This window comes from Nocardiopsis metallicus (assembly GCF_014201115.1).
GTDB classification, from domain to species: Bacteria; Actinomycetota; Actinomycetes; order Streptosporangiales; family Streptosporangiaceae; genus Nocardiopsis; species Nocardiopsis metallicus.
The window spans coordinates 1,074,267-1,091,393 of record NZ_JACHDO010000001.1 but is presented as its reverse complement, the minus strand read 5'-3'; the positions used below and the strand labels follow the sequence as shown (position 1 = coordinate 1,091,393).

Here is a 17,127-nt window from a genome sequence, read left to right as displayed (position 1 = left end):
GATTCTGCTGTGATGTTTCCTAGACAGTCACATCTTTGCAGGTAGGGGCACCTTTCGTGCTGTCAGGGGTCGGTCCTCCCAATTCCGCTGAATAGCCGGGGTTGGCGATGGCCGGGTCCCAGAGGCTGTCGCTGTCCACCATCGCCCTGAGGTAGGCGCGTTGGGTTTCGTTGAGGTGCTCCAGCGGTAGAGAGGCGTTCCGTCCCTCCTGGCCCAGGGCCAGGCGGAGCAGGCCTTGCAGGTCCCGGTCCGCGGCGAACGGGGATGACACCGCTGCCAGAGCCTGAAAGACCGGGAGCAGGTCGGGTGCGTCCTCGGGGCCGGAGCGTTCCACGAGCGCTTTGACCAGGGAGAACCGCACGTGTCCGTCGAAGTATCCCGGACGGCCCTCGAACCAGGCGTCGGCGGTGGCCGGGTCCAGGAGAGCCGTGCGGAGTTCGGCGGTGGCGGCGGGATCGTCGGCCAGGGCGGGCGAGAGCGCGGCGCAGGCACGGATCGCCGGGTCGTGGTGGGTGAGGAACCCGGCGGTGTCGCCACCGCTCTCCACCAGAGCGAGGACGATCGCGGCGCCCTCGTCGCGGGACTCCGCGTAGTCGGCGGCGCCCGACAGGTCCAAAGCCAGCCCCCCGCCCATGCGGCTCAGCGCTCCGGCGGCCGTCACCGCGTGCTGGCGCACCCCGCGGTCCCGGTGCGTGAGCAGGGGCCGGACTGCCTCGAGCAGCGCAGGCGCGGCCCGGCGCAGATCGCGCAGGGCCGTGTTCATCACCATCTGCAGGAGCGGGTCCTCCCCGACCTCCTCGCCGTCGTCCGCATCGTCGTCCTCGGCGCGGGCCATCCGTTCCAGGAACGCGTCCAGCTCACCGCGCCGCTCGCCCGGGTCGGCCAGGGCGTCCAGTTCCGCGTCCGAGTAACCACCGCAGACCTCGACCTCGGCCACTGACCGGGCCACGTCGGCGAGGAAGCGGAGCAGGTGCTGGCGCAGCGGTGCGGCGTCGGTGCCCATGGCCTCGTCGAACATGCCGGGGACCGGCCGGTCGGCCGCGGGGTCGGGCAGCAGTCCAGCCACGTGGAGCACCGCCGGGGGTGTGGCCGGGTAGACGGTGCCCTGGTGCAGGATCGCGCTGTACAGGTAGCCCAGCGCGTCCGCGCGCCTGCTGTCCTTCTCGGACCGCAGGTCGGCGAGGTACTTGGGAGTGTCGGTGCCGAGGCCGAAGGCGTGGAAGGTCCGGGACCAGTCGGTGGTGCGCAGGCTGTCAGGTGCGGTGTCCATGGGCGCATCATGGCAGCGGGCAGTGACCGTTGGCGTGGCACCCGCGCGTCGGGGAAGGGCTCCTCACTACACTCGGGCGCCCGGAAACCCTGTCGCAGGAGGCCGCCATGACGTTCACCCAGCCGCCGAAGGACCCGATCCAGCGCGCACTGTTCCGAGCCCCGATCTGGCTCTACCGGCTGGGGTTGGGCGCAGTGTTGGGCGGCCGGTTCGTGCTGCTCACCCACCGGGGCCGCAGCACCGGCGAGGCCCGGCAGGCGGTCCTGGAGGTGGTGGGCGGCAACGACACCACCGGCACGGTGCTGGTGGCCTCGGGCTTCGGGGACAGGTCCCAGTGGTTCCGCAACATCCGGGTGGAGCCCCGGGTGCTGTTCCAGGTCGGCAACCGGCGTCGGCGGGGCACCGCCGAGCTGCTGCCCCCGGAGGAGTCCGGCCGGGTGCTGGCGCACTACGCGCAGCAGCACCCGGAGTTGGCCGCCGCGATGATGCGGGGGCTGGGCCACGACGTCGGCGACAGCGTGGCGGAGTACGAGCGCCTCGGCGCCGACCCGGTCGACGGGATCCCCGTGGTGCGGCTGGTCCCGGACTCGGAGGAGGCCCGTTTCCCCGACTTCTCCGCTCCCCGTGAGACGGACGTGCCCAGGCCCCGGGGCTGAAGCAGCGCTGAACGCCTACGGAAGACCTGGAGCGTGCGGGCTCCTGAGCGTGCCCCCGAAGAAAGCCCGCTGGAACCCCCAGGGAAAAGCCCCGTGCCCGCCCCTGACGAACCGGACGGGAACGGGCACGGAGGTGTGGGAGGTCTGCGGTGTCCACCAGCCTAACCCGAGAAACCGGGTGCTTCGGGAAACTCGTGCGATCCGGGAACCGGCCTCCTGGAGCGCGAACGCCCCGGGGAGGCACCTGTCCTCCCCGGGGCACCGGAGCGTTCCCAGAGGGAGTTCCTAGAGCTTGACGCCCAGGAGGGTGTCCACGGTGGTGCGCACCAGACCGGGGGCTTGGGTGTCGGTGCCGCCCCCGGTGAGTGCGGCATCGGCCCAGGCGTCCACCGCGAGGAGCGCGGCCGGGGAGTCCAGGTCCTCGGCCAGCGAGGCGCGCACCGCGGCCAGCACCGGGGCCGCGTCCGGGCCCGAGCCCAGGGCCGTGGCCGCACGCCAGCGCTCGGCCCGCTCGGTGGCGGCGGGCAGCTCGGCGTCGGTCCACTCCCACGGGGCACGGTAGTGGTGGGAGAGCATGGCCAGGCGGATGACGGCCGGGTCCACGCCCTGCCGGCGCAGCTTGGACACGAAGACGAGGTTGCCCAGCGACTTGGACATCTTCTCGCCGTTCAGTCCGACCATGCCCACGTGCAGGTGGTTGTGGGCGTTGGGCTGACCGGTCGCACACCGGGTCTCGGCCGCGCCCATCTCGTGGTGCGGGAAGATCAGGTCGCTGCCGCCGCCGTTGAGGTCGAAGGAGGGGCCGAGCCGGTCCAGGGCGATGGCGCTGCACTCGATGTGCCAGCCGGGGCGGCCCCGGCCGAGCGGGCTGTCCCAGGCGGGTTCGCCGGGGCGCTCGGCACGCCAGAGCAGCCAGTCGAGGGGGTCCTTCTTCTCGACGCGCTGCGGGTCGCCGCCGCGCTGGCCGAAGAGGTCGAGCATCTCCTCGCGGCGGAGGTTGCTGATCTCGCCGAACTTCGACGCGGCCGCGGCGGAGAAGTAGAGGTCGCCGTCGATCTCGTAGGCGGCGCCGGTCTCGCGGATGCGCACGGCCAGCTCGCTGATGAGGTCGACGGACTCCACGACGCCGACGTAGGAGGTCGGCGGGATGATGGACAGCGCGGCCATGTCCTCGCGGAAGACGTCGATCTCGCGGTGGGCGAGGTCGCGCCAGTCGACGCCGGTGGCCTCGGCCCGCTCCAGGAGCGGGTCGTCGATGTCAGTGGTGTTCTGGACGTAGTTGACGTCGTGCCCGGCGTCCCGCCACACCCGGTTGACCAGGTCGAAGGTCAGGTAAGTGAAGGCGTGCCCGAGGTGGGCTGCGTCGTAGGGGGTGATACCGCAGGCGTACATGCCAGCGGTGGAGCCCGGCGTGGTCGTCCTTATCCGTCCGGTGGCGGTGTCGTGGACACGAAGGGGGCCGCCGGTACCCGGCAGGGGGACGATGTCAGGCGCAGACCATGAACGCATACCGGGAAGCCTATCCGCACGCGCACGGGACAAACGACCCGATAGCGGGCGCGCGCCGAGGTGATCATCACCCCAGGTGAAGTGGGAATACCAGAGCGACCCGCGGGGAACGGCGGGGCCGGGCGAGGGCTGGGGCGGCCGTTGGCACGGGCGGAGCGACCAGCGACTGGAGCGACCGGTCGGATGGGTGTGACCGGTGCCCCATTGAACCCGGGAACCGTGTGGGCCCGGCACCCAAGGGACCAAAGGCCCAAAAGGCCGGGCACGGGAAACCCGAAGGACCAGGAGATCGGCATGACGAAGAGCGGGTCTGATAATTCGACGCGGACGCCAGAGGACGACTTCGAGGATTCGGCGGGTGACGCGAAGGTTCGCCGGAGGGCCCGCGGTCAGCGCCCCTCAACGGGCAGAGTGATCCGGACCTTGCCGATGAGCAGGGCGCTGAGCAGCGCTGTTCCGCCGCAGAGCGCAGCCAGGAGCTCGTTGCCCAGGCGCCAGTGCAGCAGCGCACCGCTGATGGAGACCACGTAAAGAAGCCAGTAAGCTCCGGTTTCGAGGTAATTGCCGTTTCGGTCCATGTTGGTTTCCCCTGCTGTGTACGCGTGGTTTTTGCACGCGCGCCCGACGGCGAGTGCCGCCTCTCTCAGAGACGCCACAGTAACGCAGGGGGTTTACGTGTTCTCTGGGTCATGGCTCACGAAACGCTGTGCCCTCGGCCTCGCTCTCCCACCCTAGGCAGGCAGCGCACGACCGAGGGCACCCGACACACAGACCCGGCCCGTCAAACGGAGGTCAGGGGTGCGCGGCGAGCTGGAGGTCGAGCAGGTCCAGATCGGCGCTACCGGGGAAACCGGGGTCGTCCATGACGGCGCGCAGGCGTCGGCGGACCGGTCGCACCTCGGCCCGCTGGGTGACCGCCTCGGCGGCCAGCCTCCCCTGCCCGGTGCGGACGCCGGTCGGGGTACGCAGGGTCCAGCCGGCGCGGTCAGCGGAGAGCAGCAGCCCAACGGCTCCGTCCTCGTGCACCCGGACCCACTGTCCCACCAGGCCAGCGGGGTCGACCAGGGGGCGGGGAGCGGGGGTGGGAACGGAGTGGGCGCTCATCATGGGGTTTCCTCGGTAGATCGTCGAACCTCTTTCCTGGATGAGACGTTGCCTCACCCCGCCTATGACGCGCTTTCGAAAAACTTCCGCCGGAAAAGTTTCAACCCCCAGCTGACCAGCGGCGATACCCCCGCTCCACAGGGTGACGCACCAGCCCGAGAGCCACTGCGGCCCTACGGAGGGACAGGAACAGAGAAAACGAACGGGAACTCGAACCAGATCGGTGATCTCTCACCTCTTGCGAGACTGGGTTAATAAACGTAAAGTAACTTTTCAACACAACGGGACACACGGTGGTCACGCTGAGTGTTCACCCAAGCGTCCCCACAAGTCAGCCCGTGGCTGACTGACTCCGCCCGCCCTCGCCCCGCAGCAACGGGGCTTTCCCCCGGAGTAGCCCATGCGCTCGTACCCTCGCCGCGCCCTGGTCGCCCCCGCCGCGCTGGCGGCGCTCACGGCCGCGGGACTCACCATCCCCGCCGCCTCCGCATCAGCCCAACCGAGACCGTCGGCCACGACCGCGCGGGCCACCCTGGTGTGGTCCGACGAGTTCGACGGTCCCGCGGGAAGCGCGCCCAACCCCGCCCACTGGAACCACGAGACCGGCGACCACGGCTGGGGCAACAACGAACTCCAGAACTACACCGCCAGCCGCGACAACTCCGCCCTGGACGGCAACGGCAACCTCGTCATCACCGCCCGCCGGGAGTCCCACGGCGGTTACACCTCCGCCCGCATGACCACCCAGGGCAGGGTCCAGCCGCAGTACGGCCGGATCGAGGCCCGCATCCAGATCCCGCGCGGCCAGGGCATCTGGCCCGCGTTCTGGATGCTCGGGGCCAACTTCCCGGGCACGCCGTGGCCGGACTGCGGCGAGATCGACATCATGGAGAACATCGGCCGCGAACCCCACCTGGTGCACGGCAGCCTGCACGGCCCCGGGTACCACGGCGGCAACCCGCTCACCGGCTCCTACATGCACCCGCAGGGCTGGTCCTTCGCCGACACCTTCCACACCTTCGCCGTGGACTGGTACCCGGGCTCGGTCACCTGGTCGGTGAACGGCATCGCCTACCAGACCTACACCTGGCAGGACACCCGCGGTAACCCGTGGGTGTACGACCAGCCGTTCTTCATAATCCTCAACGTGGCCGTGGGCGGTGACTGGCCGGGTTACCCCGACGGGAGCACCCAGTTCCCGCAGCAGATGCGGGTCGACTACGTCCGGGTGTACTCCCTGGACTGACGCGCGACCGCCCATGCGTCGCTTGACGACACGTGAAGCGCCAAGGCGCCGTCCACCGGGTCTTCCCCACCCGGTGGACGGCGCCTACGCGTTCGGCGGGAGCGGGATGATGGGGAGGAGGGTTACGTCTTCGGTTCCAGAACAACCACGGGGGTCCGCCGGGACCGCAGCGCCGCGAACCCGTTCAGCTCCTCAGTGCTCTTCGAGTAGTCGCCCCATCTCGCCCAGAGCCGCTCGCGTTCCTCTCCCTGAGCTTCCCGGGCACGAACGGAACGCTGCTCCCCGACCAGATCGACCCTGGCCTCCGGCCGGTCCGACAGATTCAGCCACCAGGCGGGCGGCGGGTCACCCCAGCCGTTCATCGCGAGAAGGACCAGGTTGGGGCCGTCCTCGAAATAGGCGAGGATCACGGCACGGGGCTTACCCGTGCGACGGCCCACCGTGTGCAAGCGGAGCATGCCGTACTTACCGGGTCGGGGCCGGGAGAGCCCGGCCCGGCCGCCGCTCACCCGGCACAGCAGCCGGTGCCCGGCCCAGAACGCGCGGACGAACCACCGAGGGGGAAGCCGTGGCGGGGAGTGGTCGTGTTCGGTGCTGCCCATCGCATGACCGCCTCTGGCCGGGGACGCCGCTCCGGGCGCCCGTCACCACCGAATCTACGCGAGCTCGCCACGGGAGTGAAGGTGAAGGCCGCCCCGATCCGACTTGGTTCGCGGCTCCCGGAACGGCAGGATGAGGTCATGCACAACACCTCCCAGTCCCAGGACACGACCGACCTCGACCCCTTCTCCCCGGGCGACGAGGAACGGTTCCGCACGAACGCACTGGTGGCGCTGGTCGCCTTCGGTTCACTGAGGTTTTCTCAGCGAAATGATCTCTGCGGAGCAGGGTGATTTTCGGATCCCCGCCGGGCCGGACGAGTGGCACCTGGATGCGAGCAGACGTAAAGCCCCTGGTAGGACAGGTCTCACCACAAGATCATGTCCGTAACCACCAGAGGCTTCACGTTGGTCACCTATTCTGCCACCCTCGACGTCCCACGCCACATCGTCGAGTTCCTCGCCCGACACCTGGCCGCCCACCGCCGAAGCATCGCCACTCCGAAGGGCTCACGGGCACTCGGGCCGTTCCGCCAAGCGGTGCTGGTGCTGCGCTGGTTCCGTGAGCGCGGCTGTGTGCACTGCCTGGCCCGTGACGCCGGAATCTCCCAGGCCACCAGCTACCGCTACCTACACGAAGGCATCGACGTCCTCGCCGGCCAGGCCCCCGACCTGCACGAAGTCTTGGCCAATTGCCACAACGAAGGGATAGCGCGCGTAGTCTTGGACGGCACGCTGATCGCCTCCGACCGCCTCGCGGGCGTCCGCGAGAACGGCAACGACCTGTGGTTCAGCCAAAAACACAAGGCCTTCGGCGGCAACATCCAGTTCCTATCCGCACCGGACGGCACCCCGCTGTGGGTCTCCGCAGTCGAGCCCGGATCCACCCCCGACATCACCGCCGCCCGCCTCCACGCCCTGCCCGCCCTGTACAAGGCAGCGGCCGAGGGCCTGCCCACCCTGGCTGACAAGGGCTACCAAGGCGCCGGTATCGGCGTGCACACCCCCATCAAGCGCCCTACGGGCCAGGGCGAAGGGGCTCTGCACGTGGACACACGGATGTATAACGCGCTGTTGCGGCACGTGCGTGCGCTCGGTGAGCGCACCGCCGCCGAACTCAAGGAGCGCTGGCGGACGCTGAAGTACGTCACGCTTAGCCCGAGCCGGATCGGAGACATCGCCCGTGCGGCTCTTGTCCTCAACAGGCAGTGGAAATGATCTTCGCTGAGAAAACCTCACTGACCCTGCTCGGGGGATTCGGCTTCCTCGTATTCTTCTGATCGCTGCTGGGGCAGGGTGCCGTAGCTGTTGCGGTAGACCTTGCCGGGCTTGGGGTGAGTGAACTTGAGCCCGGCCCACACTTCATCGACCCGCAGGCAGATGCTTTCGACCATGCCGAGGTCGTAGCCGATCGCGATGACCCTCTTCATGTCGAGGTCGGCTGGCTTCCTTGACGCCCATCTTCTGGGAGACCGTGCGCTGTGCCATGCCCCGAACGCTAACCGGAGGCACTGACAATTCGTGCAGAAGCGCGACAGCGCTGCTGCTCTGATCAGGTGCACCCCTTCAGCACCCGGCACGAGACATCTTCGGGCGTGCGGGGCCCATCGCGCAGGCGTTTCACCGAATCTGCGCCAAAGCCAGTATTCAGGCGTCGTCGACAGTCTCCCCCCGAGTTCCAGTGGAGCCCCGATACGGACTGGCGAAAATTCGTCCCCAGTAAAGGGTGCACCTCCACAGCCTTGAACGACAGCTTTGAAGGCTGACCGAAATGTCACGCTCTTGCCCTAGGTCGGACAAGTATCTTATTTGTGATGTTTTTTCTCTTGTTCGTCTCTAGTGTCGTCAGTGGACGTCGGGCCTGTCTCGTGCCAGTGATCTGGAGGGACGTTCGCGTTCTCGTTCCCGCACGCACGAAAGGCGACTATGTACAGAACCGCACAAAACATCGCAGCGATGTGCCTCGGTGCCGTGATCGTCCTGGCGACAGCCACTCCGGCTTTTTCCGATGATTCGGTCCCCAACCCCTCGGAGCTCGCGGCGGCGACGACCCCCGCGCTCTACCAGGGCGAAGTCATCGACCTCGCCGAAGACTGGGAGGGTGCGCAGGCGTGTATCCAGCAGGAAGCAGGCGCGCTGATCGAGTTCGTCTGTTACGAGGACGTCGCCACGGCGGCCGCGGCGGAATCGTGGGAAGAAGCCGGTGAGATCGGCGCGTCTTCCCTGAGTAGCTGCGGAGCGGGCCACATGTGCCTCTACCAGTTCAAGGGCTACGGCACCCCTTTGGTCTCGTTCAACCAGCCAGGCACCTACAACCTCGCTGACAAATTCTTCCGTGACCGGGCATCCAGCCTGTACAACAACCGGAGTACGAAGTCGACTCTCGTGGATTTCCGCAGCGGAATCATCCGTGACCGAAGCATCACGTTCGACCCCCGGCAGACCATCTACGACCTCGCCCATGTCGCCTACCCCGATGGCGGCACCTGGGACAATAAGGCTGACCGGGTGATCGTGCGCTGACGAGTCACCCCAACCGTGAACCCGCCTGACGTCCGGGGTGGTGAGGACCTTCTCGCATGCCCTCACCACCCCGTCTTCCGCCTGACCAACGTCCCAGGAGTGGGCGAGCCTGTTTCCTGGGGTCCTGTTTCGGGCCCGGTTCCCGTGTCGGCGACCAGGCGCGGGTCTACACGGGGATCGAGGAGGATTACTACAAGATTTGGCGGTAGCGACGATCCGAAGCTGACAGCATGGGTTCACTGAACGTGAAGGAGGGCCCGTGCCGAGTCCGAAGTTCCGCTTGACCTGCTGCCTGTGCGACAAGCTCATCCCCCTCAACAAGGATGTCCAGGTCCTGGACGCCGAGTGGCTGCGCCGCTTCCCCCACGCACGCGGCACCTTCAGCTGCTTCACGTGCGTCTCGCGCAACCACTGGTCGTGCAAGAAACCCGGCGGCGACTACGTGGAGGGGCACATCCCCGCAGTCGACGAAGTCACCGGTGAGCCGAAACCGGATGCTGACTCCATCAACCACCTCCTCACCCCAGGCACCCACAAAGGAGCCGTTCAGGCCCACCCCTGGTCCGGTCTGGTCCAGGGCGCCGAGGAGTACCTGCGCCACCGAGCCCAGCGCCTCGCACCCGGCTCGCCGGAGGGGCAGCGCCTGCACGCCATGCTCGCCGAGTGGGACGCTCGGGACTCTCTCACAAACGGTCGTTTGTGAGAGGCTTTCAGGTGTCAACGTCGTTTGAAATGTGGCTCTGGCACAGGTTAGGTGAAACACCTGCGCGATGGGCCCACACGCTCGATGATGCGAGGTGTCTCTCTCCTCCCTCTTCGACCTGTTCTTCCCCCACCTGACCGGGCTCGACATCCACGAAGCCCACCGGCACGGCCGCACCGTGCACATCACCGGGGCCACGACCAGCCGCGCGGCCCGCCGCCCGGCCTGTCAACACACAGCCCGACGGGTCCACAGCCGTTCCGAGCGCCGACTGGCCGACACCCCCGCCTCCGGCCAGGAGATCCTCACCCACCTGCGGGCCCGCCGCTTCTTCTGCGCCCACCCCCTGCGAACAGACGATCTTCGCCGAACAACCCCCACACCCGACCCGCCGCTACGGCCACCGCACCCCGCACCTGCCCCAACTGCTCACCCGCCTGGCATGGCTCTGGGCGGCCGGGCGCGCCGCCCAAGGCGCCCCTGACGCCCTGCAGGTGGCCGACCGGTGGCACCTGTGGAACAACCTGGGCCAAGCGGTCGAACGGGTGGTGGCCCGCCACCGCGCCGCCTTCACCAGACCGGATCCGCAGCACCCGACCACCTGTACCGCCCCCGTCCTGGAGGAAGAGGTCCGGGAAGCCGTGCCGGCCAGGCAGGGGCGGATCGCCGAGCGGACCCGGGCCCGCCACGCCCGGGTGCACGCCCTGCTCCAGGAGGGCGCGATGGTGCTGGAGGTCGTCCGCCGAACGGACCTGTCTGGCAACACCGTGCGCCGCTTCGCCCGCGCGGCCTCCTCCGAGGAGCTGCTCGGCCGTGACGGGACCGGTAAACGCCCCAAGGCCACCGATCCCTTCGAGGGCTACCTGCGGCAACGGTTCACCCAGGGGTGCCGCAACGCCGCGCAGCTGTGGGAGGAGGTCCGCCAGCGCGGCTACCGCGGCAGCTAAGCGAGCGTCCGAGACCTGGTCCGCCCCTGGCGCGACGGAGTGGCCCCCACCGCCCCGAAACCGAAACCGCCGAAGGTCCGCCAGGTTGCGGCTTGGATGATGAGCCGCCCCGACGACCTGGAAGCCGAGCAGCGAACCGGGCTGAAACGGGTACTGGCCGACTGCCCGGAGTTGGAGGTGCTCAGCGGCTTCGTACAGGACTTCGCCGTGATCATGACCGAACGGGAGGGGCACCGCCTCCAGGAGTGGATGGCCCAGGCCAAGCGGACATCGATCGCGGAGCTGGTCTCCTTCGTCGCGGGGTTGTCCCGGGACCTGGACGCGGTGGTGGCCGGGCTGACCCTGACCTACAGCTCGGGGGTGGTCGAAGGTCACGTCAACCGGCTCAAGATGCTCAAGCGTCAGATGTACGGTCGGGCGAAACCGGACCTGCTACGCAAACGCGTCCTGGCGGCCTGACCGAGGGCTTCACCGGATCTGAGCCTGAACCAGTATTCACGCGTCGTCGACAGCACCTTCTGTGTTGGCACTCCGCTCGCCAGCCCGCTTCTAGCCAGTTCTTGCCCTTGGCCTTGCCCTGTTCGACTCGCCAGGCGGAGAAGATGAGTTCAAGCCGTCGGCGTGCGGAGGTGACCATGTTGCGGCGCGCCAACAACGTAGCCGTTGAATTTCGGAAGTCCTTCTTCTCTTCCCGAGGTCGAGTGTGGTGCCACATAGGCCAGCGCACTCACCGCTCCGACAACCTCGTCACAGCTGCAAGGTTCGACGAGGTTCAGCGAGAACAACGCAAGTGGCCGTATCAGTTGGTAACAGATGGCGACCGCACATACTGGTGGTTCCAAGACACGTTCTTCTGGGATGATGAGTGTCTGGACGACGAACAGGTCTGTGCCCTAATTACCAGCAAACAGGAACGACGACGACGTCACGTCGAGCGGGCTGTAACCATGATGTCTATGGGCGACTATCCGCGCGAGCCAAAGCGCAGTCACATTCCTGACGACGTCAAAGAGTACGTGATGCGCCGCGATGAGGGGCAGTGCCAGGCGTGCGGTTCGCGATCCAACCTGCAATTCGACCATGTGATTCCCGTGGCAATGGGTGGTTCCAGTGAGCCTGAGAATCTTCAGGTGCTGTGCGCGACATGCAATCTCCGCAAGGGTCCTGGGCTTAGTACCTAGGGTGCGGTCACTTCCGATTCCAGACGGCGTTGACGGTGCGGTTCCACAGCTGGCGGGGTCAGGACGGTTCACAGGTGGGGTCGCATGCGGGGCATCGGGGGTCGCCGCATTCGCAGGTGACGGATGGGGGGCCGCACGCGCACGGGTCGAGGTCGTCTATGCTGTCCTCCTGGTTCTAGTGTGCGGGGCCCGGTTGATGATGGACAGCCACCGAGATTAGAAGTCTCCGCTGAATTCGTCGGGCGTGCCGAACACCACTTTGGAGTCAGCCGCACGAGGTCAACGGCACCAGCGAGTCACACCGGTCCCGGTCGATCAGGTAATCCACGAGTCGCCGGACACGGTCCGGGAGGTCGTTGTGCTCCACATTGAACAGAGAGCGCTTCAACCGGATCGCATTGCGCTCGGCAGATTCTGCTTCGGATCGACAACGTGGACGAGACAGCGAAATCCATCCACGTTGGCTTGCCCTCATGCGACGGCTGGCGCCTTGCCAATGATCCTGTGATAACGATGTACAGAAGCACGCCGTGCAGGTCGTAGTAGTTGGTACAGGACTGTTTTCCGAATGCCACGGCCGGAGCCTCGCCACCACTCAGCGAGAAGTCGTTGGCGCACGGTCCATCCCCGCGTGCGTGGGCACGAGCCCCACGCACGCGGGGATGGACCGCCGAACACCAGCGGGTTCTCAGCGGTGTTCTCGTGAGCCCCACACATGCGGGGAAAAGGCGGCGGACCTCAGGTCTCGACCAGCTGCCAGGACTCCAGGACCGCTGGAGTGTCCGTGAAGGCGTAACGGACCACATCGCGGTCCAGGGCGATCAGGGTGATCGAGCCCGTGGCCCAGACCTCCCCGTTCCCAAGATCGGCGTGGGCGATCAGGGCTGAGGGGTCTCCGCCCGGGGTCGTACCCGCTGAGCGGGGTTCGGAGTTGGCCGCCTTGGTGATCAGGCCCGGCCACTGGCCCCAGATCTCCTTGACCGTGCGGGCCGTGGACAGGTCCGGGTCGGGGCGGGTGCGATCGAACTCCGGGGTGTGGCGGGCCGCGCGGGGGTCGGCGGGGTTGAGGCCCGTGTTGACCAGGGTCGTGACGCCTCGGGGCAGGGCCCGGGTGTCCAGGCACCGCCCGTCCCAGCTGTACAGAGTGGCGCTGTGCGCGTCCGCGTCCAGCAGGTGGAAGGGGGCGTAGCGGGTGGGGTCCTCACTCGCCAGGGCGTCGCGGTTCTGGGTGGAGAGGGTCTTGAGGGGCAGGTCGCCCCGGCTGGCAGGGTAGGTGCCCTCCCAGGGCATCGTGCCGTCCCAGGGCCAGCCGTTGAGCAGCGCCGCCATCCGTTCGCGCTGGGGGTCGACGGCGAGCCAGGTGCCTCCGGCCAGGCGGTCACGGCCGCCGACGATGTCGGGGTGCTCCGGCCAGTGCCGTGCGGGCCAGTCCCAGGGGCGGGAGCGCATCTCGTCCCTGAGTGCGGCGACGACCAGCGGTGTCCTGGCCTGCGGGTCGAAGCCGACGATGACCGTACACATCCTGTCTCCCATGCGTTCAAGGGCCCTTGGCAAGGACTCTACGACGCGGACCGCGTTCGTGCCCGTGTGGGGCGCGATCCCAGTTCCGGGTAGTGCTGGCCCCCAGGTGAAGAGGGTGGGCCGCCCCCGGGCGCCTTCGGGGGTGACTCTTCTACTCTGGACTCTCCCTAGTCTTGTGTGCATTGACGTTGGGGTCCGGCTGAGCGGGGGTTTCGTCGGCCCGGCCCCTGTTCGCCTTCCTTGCCCGACCAGGAGTCATCCGTGCCCGAAGAAGCCGATCGGACCGAACGAGGTCCGACCCCGACTGCGACCGACCCGGTACCGGTCCGGTCCGCTCTCATGGGGCCGCCCCCGGAACCGGGGTTGTCGCGGGAGGAGGTGGCCGAGCGCGTCGCGGCCGGGCGGACCAACGACGTCCCCGTCCGGGCGAGTCGCAGTGTCGGGCAGATCATCCGGGGCAACGTCTTCACCCGCATCAACGCGATGATCGCCGTGCTGTTCGCGATCATCGCGGTGATCGGACCGGTCCAGGACGGGCTGTTCGCGCTGGTCATCGTGATCAACACGCTGATCGGCATCGTCCAGGAGCTGCGAGCCAAGCGCACCCTGGACAAGCTCGCGATCGTGAACGCGGCGCGCCCGAGGGTGGTGCGCGACGGCGAGACGGTGCGGGTGGCCACCCAGGAGATCGTCCTGGACGAGGTCCTGGAGATCGGCGTCGGCGACCAGATCGTCGTGGACGGCGTCGTGACCTGGGCCGCTGGGTTGGAGGTCGACGAGTCCCTGCTGACCGGTGAGGCCGACCCGGTGCTCAAGCAGCCCGGGGACACGGTGATGTCGGGCAGTTTCGTGGTGGCGGGGGCCGGGCGCTTCCGGGCGACCAAGGTGGGGCGGCACGCGTACGCGGCGCGGCTGGCCGAGGAGGCGAGCCGGTTCTCGCTGGTGCAGTCGGAGCTGCGGTCGGGGATCAACAGCATTCTGCGCTGGATCACGTACGCGCTGTTCCCCATCGGCGGCCTGCTGATCTACAGCCAGCTGTTCATGAACGGGCACGTCGCGTTGGACCAGCCCGTCTCCGGGGGGATCTCGGGGCCGCTGGCCGACGCCCTGCGCGGCATGGTGGCCGCGCTGGTGTCGATGATCCCCGAGGGGCTCATCCTGCTGACGAGCATCGCGTTCGCGGTCGGGGTGATCCGGCTGGGCCGCCACAAGTGCCTGGTGCAGGAGCTGCCCGCGATCGAGGGGCTGGCCCGGGTGGACGTGGTGTGCACGGACAAGACAGGCACGCTCACCGAGGTCGGCATGAGGCTGACGGAGATCCGCGACCTGGGCGGTGGATGGCCGCACGAGGGTGCTGATCCGGTGGAGAGCGCTCACAGCAACGGGCACGGGAACGGCAACGGCGCCAATGGCGGCGCCGACAGCGGCACCGGTAGCAGCAGGGACAGGACCGCGGGGCGGGTTCCGGCGCTGGTCTCCCCGACCCGGGTGCTGGCCGCGCTGGCCGCCAGTGACCCCGACCCGAACCCGAGCATGGTCGCGATCGCCGAGGGCTGCGCGGCCGGCGGACAGCAGGCCCCGGGCTGGACCGTGACCGCGCTGGCCCCCTTCTCCTCCGCCCGCAAGTGGAGCGGCGCCAGCCTGATAACGCCCTCCGGCGAGCAGCACTGGGTGCTCGGCGCCGCCGACGTCCTCGCCGAGCCGGAATCCCCCGCCGCCGCCGAGGCCGCCCGCCTGGGTGCGCAGGGCCTGCGGGTCCTGCTGCTGGCGCGGGCCTCGGTCCGGGTGGACGAGGACGCCTCCCCCGGAAGCGTGGAGCCGGTGTCCCTGGTGGTGCTGGACCAGCGGGTGCGCGAGGACGCCGGGCCGACCCTGGACTACTTCTCCGACCAGGGCGTGGACGTCAAGATCGTCTCCGGCGACCACGCCGCCTCGGTGGGCGCGGTCGGTCGTGAGCTGCGCCTGGACGGAGCCGACCGGCCGTTGGACGCCCGGGACCTGCCCGAGGACGACGAGAAGCTGGCCCGCGAGGTGGAGGACCACTCGGCCTTCGGGAGGGTGACCCCCGAACGCAAGCGGGACATGGTGCGGGGCCTGCGCGAGCGCGGGCACACGGTGGCGATGACCGGTGACGGGGTCAACGACGTGCTGGCGCTGAAGGAGGCCGACATCGGCGTGGCGATGGGCTCGGGCAGCCCGGCCTCGCGCTCGGTGGCCCAGCTGGTGCTGTTGGACAACCGGTTCGCGGTGCTGCCCCGGGTGGTGGCCGAGGGGCGCCGGGTGATCGGCAACATCGAGCGGGTGGCCGGTCTGTTCCTGACCAAGACCGTGTACACGATGACGCTCGCGATCATCGTGGGTCTGCTGGCTGTGGCCTACCCCTTCTTCCCGCGGCACGCGACGCTGATCAACGCGGTGACCTTCGGCATCCCGTCGTTCTTCCTGGCGCTGGCGCCCAACACCGACATCGCGCGGCCGGGGTTCGTGCTGCGCACGCTGCGGTTGGCGATCCCGTCGGGCATGGTGGCGGGTCTGGCGGCGGTGACGACCTATCTGCTGGTGCTGGGCGGGCGGACGGTGCCCGACCCCGCGGACCGCACGGCGGTGGTGATCACGTTGTGCGCGACCACGCTGTGGGTGCTGCTGCTGGTGGCCAAGCCGTACGTGTGGTGGAAGGTGGTGCTGGTCGGTTCCATGGTGGGGCTACTGACCCTGGCGATGGTGACGCCGTGGGGGCAGTGGTTCTTCGAATTGGACGTGAGCGATCCGACCAAGGTCCTCACCGGTCTGACCGTGGCGGGGGTGGCGATCGCGGCGATCACGGTCATCCGGATCGTGGACGACCGGATGCTGGCCAGGTCGCAGTCCCGGGCGGACGAGGAGGAGGCGCGGGAGCGGGAGGCCGCGGGCCCATCGTCCTGACCTGAGGCACCGCCCTGACCTGGATCGACGGGGCCCGTCACGGAACAGTCCGGTTTCGTGGCGGGCCCTTTTGTCGGAGAAGCTCGCGGGAAGTACAGATTCCGTGACCACCTCGTCACTGGTCAGCGTGGGAACTGTTCAGGGCGGCTACCGAGCCGCGATGCTGGGGGCGCCACGTGTCTGGATCGACAGGAGCCACATTGAGCATCCCGAACACGCACATCCGCGCCGTGCTGGACGGCTATCTGGAGCGCTTCCCGAAGGAAGTCGACGCGGCCGGTCCCTTGCTGCGGGCGCTGGACGGCGAGCACGAGCTCTCCTCGCCCAAGGAGTTCCGTGTCGGGCACGTGACCGCGGGGGCCGTGGTGCTCGACCCGTGTTGGCGCGTGCTGATGGTCCGGCAGGGTGACCGGGGCCCCTGGTTGTTGCCGGGCGGGCACCTGACCACTGAGGACGGCGCGTTGAGTGAGGCGTCACTGAGCCGTCTGACGGAGGCGACCGGGCTGGTACCCGATCAGGTCGAGCCCGCGGCGGACCCGCTCCCGCTCGACCTGGACACCTACCGGATCCCGGAGGATCCGGACCGGGGCGAGCCCGAACACGAGCACTTCACCTTCCTGTACCTGTACCGGGCGACCGCGGCGACGGTGCCTACCGGAGACGGAGTCGGCGGAGTCCTCGCCTGGCGGCCGCACACCGATGTGCCCTCGGCCCGGTTGGCGGCGAAGATCTTCCAGACCCTGGCGACCAGCCGCGCGGCGATCGCTTCCCGGGAGCCCGGCACGGCCAACGAGATCAGCGCGACCGCCGAGGTCCACGGTGAAGTGACCGGGGTCTGAGTTGGCCGGGTTTGAGGTGGCGGAGTCTGAGGTAGCGCCCGCCTGATCCCGTGGTTCGGTCATACCTCCGGATTGATTCATCGCCAGAACTGGACATAATCGCCAAT

The 17,127-nt window shown here is 68.5% G+C and carries 19 protein-coding genes; 12 read left to right on the top strand and 7 right to left on the bottom strand.

What is annotated here, in order from left to right:
• Window positions 1-19 precede the first annotated feature (19 nt).
• Complete coding sequence (locus HNR07_RS04565) at window positions 20-1,270, bottom strand: hypothetical protein (protein ID WP_246420084.1); 1,251 nt, start codon at window positions 1,268-1,270, stop codon at window positions 20-22.
• Window positions 1,271-1,377: 107 nt separating this feature from the next.
• Between HNR07_RS04565 and HNR07_RS04560 the strand changes: the two genes are divergently transcribed.
• Window positions 1,378-1,926 (top strand): nitroreductase family deazaflavin-dependent oxidoreductase, encoded by a 549-nt coding sequence (locus HNR07_RS04560; RefSeq protein ID WP_184362330.1) that lies wholly within the window; start codon window positions 1,378-1,380, stop codon window positions 1,924-1,926.
• Between the two features lie 285 nt (window positions 1,927-2,211).
• On the opposite strand, the gene mshC is transcribed toward HNR07_RS04560, so the two are convergent.
• The 3 genes from mshC to HNR07_RS04545 form a co-directional block, all read right to left on the bottom strand.
• Window positions 2,212-3,435: a cysteine--1-D-myo-inosityl 2-amino-2-deoxy-alpha-D-glucopyranoside ligase gene (gene mshC / locus HNR07_RS04555; protein ID WP_184362328.1), complete on the bottom strand. Its 1,224-nt coding sequence runs from the start codon at window positions 3,433-3,435 to the stop codon at window positions 2,212-2,214.
• A gap of 389 nt (window positions 3,436-3,824) precedes the next feature.
• Window positions 3,825-4,013 carry a hypothetical protein gene (locus tag HNR07_RS04550; RefSeq protein WP_184362326.1) on the bottom strand — a complete coding sequence of 63 codons (189 nt, stop codon included), beginning with the start codon at window positions 4,011-4,013 and terminating at the stop codon, window positions 3,825-3,827.
• 214 nt (window positions 4,014-4,227) lie between these two features.
• On the bottom strand, window positions 4,228-4,542 hold the full coding sequence (locus tag HNR07_RS04545) for a hypothetical protein (protein ID WP_184362324.1): 315 nt from the start codon (window positions 4,540-4,542) through the stop codon (window positions 4,228-4,230).
• A gap of 397 nt (window positions 4,543-4,939) precedes the next feature.
• Between HNR07_RS04545 and HNR07_RS04540 the strand changes: the two genes are divergently transcribed.
• Window positions 4,940-5,785, top strand: a complete 846-nt coding sequence (locus HNR07_RS04540; RefSeq protein ID WP_184362322.1) for a glycoside hydrolase family 16 protein — start codon at window positions 4,940-4,942, stop codon at window positions 5,783-5,785.
• Between the two features lie 122 nt (window positions 5,786-5,907).
• Here the strand turns inward: HNR07_RS04540 and HNR07_RS04535 are convergent, their stop codons facing one another.
• Window positions 5,908-6,387 (bottom strand): nitroreductase/quinone reductase family protein, encoded by a 480-nt coding sequence (locus tag HNR07_RS04535; RefSeq protein WP_184362320.1) that lies wholly within the window; start codon window positions 6,385-6,387, stop codon window positions 5,908-5,910.
• A 138-nt stretch (window positions 6,388-6,525) separates the two neighbouring features.
• On the opposite strand from HNR07_RS04535, the gene HNR07_RS04530 reads away from it, so the two are divergent.
• Both HNR07_RS04530 and HNR07_RS04525 read left to right on the top strand, forming a co-directional pair.
• On the top strand, window positions 6,526-6,678 hold the full coding sequence (locus HNR07_RS04530) for a hypothetical protein (protein WP_184362317.1): 153 nt from the start codon (window positions 6,526-6,528) through the stop codon (window positions 6,676-6,678).
• A gap of 114 nt (window positions 6,679-6,792) precedes the next feature.
• A complete protein-coding gene (locus tag HNR07_RS04525) occupies window positions 6,793-7,602 on the top strand; it encodes a transposase family protein (RefSeq protein WP_184371353.1) in 810 nt (269 codons plus the stop codon).
• Window positions 7,603-7,619: 17 nt separating this feature from the next.
• Here the strand turns inward: HNR07_RS04525 and HNR07_RS04520 are convergent, their stop codons facing one another.
• Window positions 7,620-7,814, bottom strand: a complete 195-nt coding sequence (locus tag HNR07_RS04520; RefSeq protein WP_221318710.1) for a hypothetical protein — start codon at window positions 7,812-7,814, stop codon at window positions 7,620-7,622.
• A 496-nt stretch (window positions 7,815-8,310) separates the two neighbouring features.
• On the opposite strand from HNR07_RS04520, the gene HNR07_RS04515 reads away from it, so the two are divergent.
• The 6 genes from HNR07_RS04515 to HNR07_RS34245 all read left to right on the top strand — a co-directional run bounded on the left by HNR07_RS04515 (window position 8,311) and on the right by HNR07_RS34245 (window position 11,738).
• The gene (locus tag HNR07_RS04515) at window positions 8,311-8,907 is read left to right on the top strand and encodes a peptidase inhibitor family I36 protein (RefSeq protein WP_184362314.1); all 597 of its coding nucleotides are present in this window, start codon (window positions 8,311-8,313) and stop codon (window positions 8,905-8,907) included.
• 259 nt (window positions 8,908-9,166) lie between these two features.
• Window positions 9,167-9,610 carry a hypothetical protein gene (locus tag HNR07_RS04510; protein ID WP_184362309.1) on the top strand — a complete coding sequence of 148 codons (444 nt, stop codon included), beginning with the start codon at window positions 9,167-9,169 and terminating at the stop codon, window positions 9,608-9,610.
• 94 nt (window positions 9,611-9,704) lie between these two features.
• The gene (locus HNR07_RS04505; protein WP_184362306.1) at window positions 9,705-10,094 is read left to right on the top strand and encodes a transposase family protein; all 390 of its coding nucleotides are present in this window, start codon (window positions 9,705-9,707) and stop codon (window positions 10,092-10,094) included.
• 10 nt (window positions 10,095-10,104) lie between these two features.
• Window positions 10,105-10,557 (top strand): hypothetical protein, encoded by a 453-nt coding sequence (locus HNR07_RS04500; protein ID WP_184362303.1) that lies wholly within the window; start codon window positions 10,105-10,107, stop codon window positions 10,555-10,557.
• Window positions 10,558-10,596: 39 nt separating this feature from the next.
• Entirely contained in the window at window positions 10,597-11,016 is a 420-nt protein-coding gene (locus HNR07_RS04495) for a transposase (RefSeq protein ID WP_312893589.1), read from the top strand.
• A gap of 176 nt (window positions 11,017-11,192) precedes the next feature.
• Window positions 11,193-11,738, top strand: coding sequence for an HNH endonuclease (locus HNR07_RS34245; RefSeq protein WP_221318708.1), 546 nt, complete (start codon window positions 11,193-11,195; stop codon window positions 11,736-11,738).
• Window positions 11,739-12,476: 738 nt separating this feature from the next.
• Here HNR07_RS34245 and HNR07_RS04485 read toward each other — a convergent pair.
• The gene (locus tag HNR07_RS04485; RefSeq protein WP_184371454.1) at window positions 12,477-13,259 is read right to left on the bottom strand and encodes an NRDE family protein; all 783 of its coding nucleotides are present in this window, start codon (window positions 13,257-13,259) and stop codon (window positions 12,477-12,479) included.
• Window positions 13,260-13,598: 339 nt separating this feature from the next.
• On the opposite strand from HNR07_RS04485, the gene HNR07_RS04480 reads away from it, so the two are divergent.
• Together HNR07_RS04480 and HNR07_RS04475 are read left to right on the top strand one after the other, a co-directional pair.
• On the top strand, window positions 13,599-16,181 hold the full coding sequence (locus HNR07_RS04480; protein WP_184371451.1) for an HAD-IC family P-type ATPase: 2,583 nt from the start codon (window positions 13,599-13,601) through the stop codon (window positions 16,179-16,181).
• Window positions 16,182-16,381: 200 nt separating this feature from the next.
• A complete protein-coding gene (locus tag HNR07_RS04475; RefSeq protein ID WP_184362297.1) occupies window positions 16,382-17,020 on the top strand; it encodes an NUDIX domain-containing protein in 639 nt (212 codons plus the stop codon).
• Window positions 17,021-17,127 lie beyond the last annotated feature (107 nt).